The organism is Polaromonas sp. P3_C2 (genome assembly GCF_056402675.1).
The window spans coordinates 1-2,029 of the sequence record NZ_JBFUGX010000706.1 but is presented as its reverse complement, the minus strand read 5'-3'; the positions used below and the strand labels follow the sequence as shown (position 1 = coordinate 2,029).

3 protein-coding genes are annotated in these 2,029 nt (G+C 59.0%); 1 reads left to right on the top strand and 2 read right to left on the bottom strand.

The window, feature by feature from the left end; all coding sequences use genetic code 11:
- Positions 1-235 (bottom strand): c-type cytochrome (locus AC1DWI_RS20980; protein WP_477725663.1); only part of this gene is annotated, 235 nt, incomplete at its 3' end.
- A 124-nt stretch (positions 236-359) separates the two neighbouring features.
- On the opposite strand from AC1DWI_RS20980, the gene AC1DWI_RS20975 reads away from it, so the two are divergent.
- On the top strand, positions 360-605 hold the full coding sequence (locus AC1DWI_RS20975) for a TIGR04438 family Trp-rich protein (RefSeq protein ID WP_477649753.1): 246 nt from the start codon (positions 360-362) through the stop codon (positions 603-605).
- A 127-nt stretch (positions 606-732) separates the two neighbouring features.
- On the opposite strand, the gene AC1DWI_RS20970 is transcribed toward AC1DWI_RS20975, so the two are convergent.
- A partial coding sequence (locus AC1DWI_RS20970) for a dihydroxy-acid dehydratase (protein WP_477725662.1) occupies positions 733-2,029 on the bottom strand: 1,297 nt, incomplete at its 5' end.

The window sequence follows — 2,029 nt, the reverse complement described above, 5'->3', positions numbered from 1 at the left end:
GGCCCCAGACGCCTGAACCGCCCTTGATGACTTTGGCAGCGAGCTTGTCGGCTGCGTCTTTTTGCCCAGCATATTTGGCTGCGACATCCTTGTAGGAGGGCCCAACCAGTTTTTTGTCAACGGCGTGGCAAGCCATGCAGTTTTTTGCGGTTGCCAGTTGCAGATCCGCCAGTGCAGGGGTCGATACTGCAAAAACTGCAGCCATGGAAGCGATGACCGAAAGAATGCGTTTCATGGATTGTCCTCGTGGGGAGTTGTGGATTCGGTTACAGTCAATTAACGTCATTGTAGTGGTGCCGGTTGACCCGGGTTTCAAGGGTTGACCCGGCCAGACCACCACACATTCAGAGGAGTTACAGATGTTTTTTCTATTGGTTGGAATTGTTGCGTTGGCACTGAAGTATCTCGAAATCGGGCCCGTTGCCACGTTAAGCTGGTGGATTGTGCTTTCTCCATTCGTGCTTGCAGCCCTCTGGTGGTGGTGGGCGGATGCATCGGGCTATACCAAGCGCAGGGAAGTAGACAAGATGGACAAACGCAGGCAAGACCGCATCGACAAGCAGCGCGACGCCATGGGTATGCTTTCGGCGAAGAAAAAGAAATAGCTGATACAGCGCAACTAGCTAAGACGCCAGGCAAGTTACCCGGTTTTTGCAACTGGCAGCTGGCTCCAAAGCAAAGAGCCCGTGAAGTCTGTAACTTCACGGGCTCTTTGCGCTTCAGCGGATCAAATCAATAGTCGTCCAGCACCGCACCCTTGCTGGCACTTGATGCATTGAAAGCGAACTTGGCCTGGACGCCGCGGGTATAGCGTGGCGCGGGGGCTTTCCAGCCGACCTTGCGTTTGGCCAATTCGGCGTCACTGATATTCAGCTGCAACAGGAGTTGCTTCGAATCGATGGTGATCGAATCTCCCTCATTGATGAAGGCGATATTGCCGCCAGCCGCAGCTTCAGGCGCCACGTGGCCAACCACCATGCCCCAGGTGCCACCGGAGAAGCGGCCATCGGTGATCAAGCCGACACTCTCGCCGAGGCCGGCACCGATCAGCGCGCCGGTGGGGGCCAGCATTTCAGGCATGCCGGGGCCGCCCTTGGGGCCGAGGTAACGCAGCACCATCACGTCACCAGCCTTGATCTTGCCGGCCAGGATGGCTGCAAGTGCTGATTGTTCGTCATCAAATACCCGGGCCGGGCCGGTCATGACGGGATTTTTCAGGCCGGTGATCTTGGCCACGCAGCCTTCGGGTGAGAGGTTGCCCTTCAGGATGGCCAGGTGGCCCTGGGCGTACATGGGTTTGTCGATGGGGCGGATCACATCCTGGTCTGCGCGCGGAACTTCAGGCACGTCCTTGAGCGTCTCGGCGATGGTCTGGCCGGAGATCGTCAGGCAATCGCCATGCAGCAGGCCGGCGGCCAGCAGTGTTTTCATGACCTGTGGAATACCGCCGGCGCGGTGCAGATCCACGGCGAGGTATTTGCCGGAGGGCTTCAAATCGCACAGTACTGGCGTACGCTGGCGCACGCGCTCGAAATCATCAATCGTCCACTCGACGCCGGCCGTGTGGGCGATGGCCAGGAAGTGCAGCACAGCGTTGGTGGAGCCGCCGGTTGCCATGATCACGGCGACCGCGTTTTCAATAGCCTTCTTGGTGACGATGTCGCGCGGCTTGATGTCCTTCTTGATCGCTTCAACCAGAACCTTGGCCGACTCTTTGGCTGAGTTCATTTTCTCGTCGTGCGGATTGGCCATGGTGCTGGAGTAGGGCAGTGAGATGCCCAGGGCCTCGAAAGCGCTGGACATGGTGTTGGCCGTGTACATGCCGCCGCAGCTGCCGGTGCCCGGAATGGCGCGGCGCTCGATTTGCAGCAGGTCTTCGTCGCTCATGCGCCCGGCGGCGTTTTCGCCCACGGCTTCAAACACGCTGACGATGTTGAGGTCTTTGCCCTTGTAGGTGCCCGGCAGGATGGTGCCGCCGTAGACGTAGATCGCCGGCACGTTGGCGCGCAGCATGCCCATCAGACCACCG